Source organism: Sphaerospermopsis aphanizomenoides BCCUSP55, assembly GCF_001586785.1.
In the GTDB taxonomy this organism is placed as follows: domain Bacteria; phylum Cyanobacteriota; class Cyanobacteriia; order Cyanobacteriales; family Nostocaceae; genus Sphaerospermopsis_A; species Sphaerospermopsis_A aphanizomenoides_A.
In genome coordinates, this window is sequence record NZ_LUFH02000240.1 from 1 (window position 1) to 4,012 (window position 4,012).

General features: G+C 46.5%; 2 protein-coding genes. Both read right to left on the reverse strand.

Going from position 1 to position 4,012, the window contains the following annotated elements:
* A partial coding sequence (locus A0J48_RS26570; protein WP_200327561.1) for an ATP-binding protein occupies positions 1–999 on the reverse strand: 999 nt, incomplete at its 3' end.
* Positions 1,000–1,068: 69 nt separating this feature from the next.
* Positions 1,069–3,795, reverse strand: a complete 2,727-nt coding sequence (locus A0J48_RS26575) for a TnsA endonuclease N-terminal domain-containing protein (protein ID WP_200327562.1) — start codon at positions 3,793–3,795, stop codon at positions 1,069–1,071.
* Positions 3,796–4,012 lie beyond the last annotated feature (217 nt).

The window sequence follows — 4,012 nt, forward strand, 5'->3', positions numbered from 1 at the left end:
TTCACCCTCAGTTGCCTCTATCGCCATCCGTTCACACTGAGCCAGCGAAAGAGTATGTTCATGCAACCGTTCTAAAGTAAGTGAGGAAGCCCCGTCATGCAACGCTGCCGCCACAGCCCGAATCAACCAATCCTTCAACACACCCACACAACCAATAGAACGCTCATAGAAATAAAACCAATGCTGCATCAAAGCCGGAATATCAACCTGAAGGGGAACTTGCCTCAGCAGAGCCAGTAAAACACCCTGAAAATCCTGTCGGTCTTGTTCATTTTGAAACAAATAACGGGGAAAATGAATATCCAACCCCCGCCGAGAAGCCTGTCCACTTAAATTGCGAAAATTCAAAAGCTCATAAGTGCCAATGAGAATATGCAATACACCAGTCACATTCGTCATTGACTTAATCCAGTCCAACTGGTCTAAAAGCTTACCACCACTAGCACCACTACCAATCTTCATTAAATGCTGTGCTTCATCTAAAATCACAGCCTTAACACCACGTTTGCTCATCGCCTCTTCCAAAGCTTGACGCAGTTCAGGGGAATCATTGAACTGTGCCGTTTTACTTCTGCCACGCCCTTTTTTCTCCCAAGTCTGCTCGGCATCAATATCCACCATCATCCGTCGCTCATAAAATGGCTCTCCCAACAACCTCAGTGCCGTGCGGTAATAATCAGCACGATTAAACACCCCACCGTCAGGAGGTCGTGTTTCTACCAGTAATAGTGGCATTGGGGACACATTGCCATTGCGATAACCCCCTTCACGAAGACCATTCTGGTCAACAGTAGTTCCATTTAAGCGTCTAGTAATTTGCCGAATCATTGTCGTCTTCCCCACCCCGCTAGGTCCATAGACTAAGACATGGGCAAACCCTGCCGGTTCACGAATCGCACCCATCAGCAACATATCCACTTGCGCCAACTGGGGATGAGATATCGCATATTCCTTGAATTGCTTGAGTTGGGACGGTGCTGACTCAGGAAAGTTCTCCATTACTGATATTCCTCACTCAAAGGTTGATGCTGTCCTAGCGGTAGTTAACGGCACTCGGCAAATTCTCCATTATCTGTATTCCTCAAAAATAGGCAGTTTTGTGACATCCAAAAGTTGAACGGTTTCAGTTTTATGAACTTTGGCGACATCTTCCTGGTTGGATTTGTTGGCTTTTGACTTCGGTATTGTCGGTATAACTGGAACTTGAATAACTGGGGATACCTCATGTCCACCAGATGTTAAATTTTCCCGTACACTTTTGGCTTCTAAATCCCGTAATCGTTGCATTAACAACGTTTCATGCTCTTGCGCTCTGGCGATAAAATCTGCTAATCGTTTAGCTGAGATATTCGTACTAACGGAATTACCCTTGTCTTTTTTTCTGATTTCCTCTGCGGCTAACAACACTTCTTTTTCTGTACGCCCGACAAAGGTGCTGTAATACTGGGAGATACATTTCACCCAACGTCCTTCTAGGTAGGCATAAGCTACACCCATATCAAAGGGGTCATAGCGCACGGGAACTTTGGTTTTTTCAACGGCAGGATTGCGGAAAGCATCGTTCCAGTAATAAAGATAATTGACTTTAATTCCTTGTCCTGGCTGGATTACAGCCGTTCCTTTGGCTGTACTGGGGCGTGTGGCCATGAGGAAGTCTTCGTTGTAGGCAATGTGTCGGTGTTCTCGTTCTCCGGCTATCAGCAACCCGTCGGTATACACTTGCAATGGTGTTGCTCCCAAGGAATCATGCTCACTTGTGTCGTACACAGAGTATGCCCACTCGCTAAGGTAGGTATACAAATCTGCCAGTGTCCACACGGCTTGTTGTTTGGGGTCAACAGCTTTAGTAATTTGTCGTGGTTGTTTGCTGGCTTGGGTGTTACCCAAGAGGTTATAAACAAACTCGGTATTTGTTGTGCCGAATAATCGCTCTATGACTGAACCAAAACGCGGTTTGCCTCCGGGTCTGGTTTTTTTGATGCAGTGGTAGCGTGCTAGTAGGGTGTCAAAGTAGAGACTATGAAATTCTTTGCCTCCATCTACGACTACGGCTTGGGGAAAACGACCAAATCGCTGGACACAAGACCGTAGTGCCATCATGCAAGACCTGTAACTGGGTGGGTCAAAGGTGAGATAAAGGGCGAGGATGCGACGGGAATAGGCATCAATGAGTAATGTCAGCCAAGGTCTTCCTAAGTTTCGTCCTGTAGCTTGGGAGCGTAGTTCGATGTCGAGTTGGGTGTGGTCAATGTGGACGATGGCAAAGGGTCTATCTCCGTGTCGGGGTGTAGTTTTGGTTAGTTCTAAGATTGTTGGTTCTGTTGAGTATGCGGCTTTTGCTCCCTGACGTTTTTTGGTTTGTTCGTGGATTGGTCGCTGTTTGAGACGGTGATAAAAGGTGCGTGAACTCAGGGGTTGTATATTTAATTCGTTGCAAGCTCTGACATATAATCTATATACTGAAGCGGCTGGTGCTTGTCTTGGTGTCTCGAAGTGTTCGGTAATAAATTTATCGAGTAGTTCACTGGATTGGTTTGGTGCTTTGGTTTGACGATTTCCTCTCCGCTTTGTATGTGGTAGTAAACCAACGTAACCACAACCATACTTGGTTTCGGCTTCTCGAAACTGTTTTACCCATCGTTTTAGGGTGCTTGGAGCTATGTCTTTGTAGATGTCTGTGTGGCGCTGAATATATGCTTGTACTAGATGATATCGGCGATTTGCTTGGCTGAGGTCGCTGGGAGAGGCGGCCTCCATGAGTGCCTGAACTGCATTATTTATGGATGCTTGTTTTTCTGAGTTTTGAATTTTGATGTTGTCGCTTTCCAATAGTTGCAGGAAATATGCTGTTGGTAGTTGGATGGGTTGTCCGATTTCGGGCAGGAGTGTGGTGGTGGTGGAGCCAAAGTTTACTAATGTCCAGGGCTTGGAGTCCCATAGCAGGATTGTGTTTGGTAGGAGTGCTGTGGGTGGGGGTATTGGTTGATGATGCTGTGTTGTTATGGCTAGATGTGTGTAGGCTTGATGGGTTTGTTGGTCTAGATATAGTTGTACTCGCCAGTGTTCTACTAGGGGGGAAGCATACAGGTCTACGTAGAGTTGCTCTGTGGCTATCATGGCGTAGATGTCGTTGGCTCTGATTCCGGGTATTGAGGCCAGTGTGGCGGTGATGGTGATTCCGGGATTGGCTTGGACTACGGTGAGTATTTGTTCTGTGATGGTGTGGGGGATGTTGGTGTTGAATCTCAGGTAGTCTTCTAGGAAGATGAGGTTTTGGGTGAAGATGGGATGCAGTTCGCTATCGGTGCGGATGTGGTATTTGAGTCCATAAGAAGAAGCATGGGCTGTTCCCGGTGGGCTGTGCCATTTCCCGTCGGCTGTTTTTTGGTAGCGTCCGGGGTATTTTTCGGCTAGTCGTTTGAGTTCGGTTTCGGTTTTCCATTCTTCCCAGGCTGCACCATCAGTTCTCAACACGAAGAAGTCTGGGGTATGGTAGTGACCTATTTTGCGCCCTGTTTTGTTGTGGTACTGGATTTTGAAGGGGGGTGGCTGGTCGTAGTATTCCAATATGTCTGGGTCGTGTTCCATTTGGTAGATTGCCCACAGTTCTACGGTGTGGCTTTCAAATTGGATGGTTTGACCCATTTTCCGGCTGGGGTAAACTCCGCTGACGTTTTTGGCGCGTCCTTGTACACGGCGTGAGGGTGGGGTTGACCTGATTGTGGCAATTAGGTCTTTGGTTTGTGCCGTTAGTTGCTGTTGGGAACACCATTGGTCAAATTCAGAGGAGTTCATTGATGCCACAGGTGATAGGTGTGTGTTTGGGCTTCTTTTTTTCTTGACTCTCCCTAAAACCCTATATCTAGAGACAGTTTTGGAGTTTGACTACACAAGTCTATATTACTGGTTACGGGAGGAGTGAAGCATATCTTGGTGATTTTGAATCATATTTTGGGATGAAAGTTGATTATTGTGCTGCTAAAAGCTGTTTCTTTGCTTGAGGTTTTGTCAT

What these genes read in the sequence shown, in the direction of transcription:
- A0J48_RS26575 (WP_200327562.1), bottom strand. Translation starts at nt 3,795, where the DNA reads ATGAACTCCTCTGAATTTGACCAATGGTGTTCCCAACAGCAACTAACG.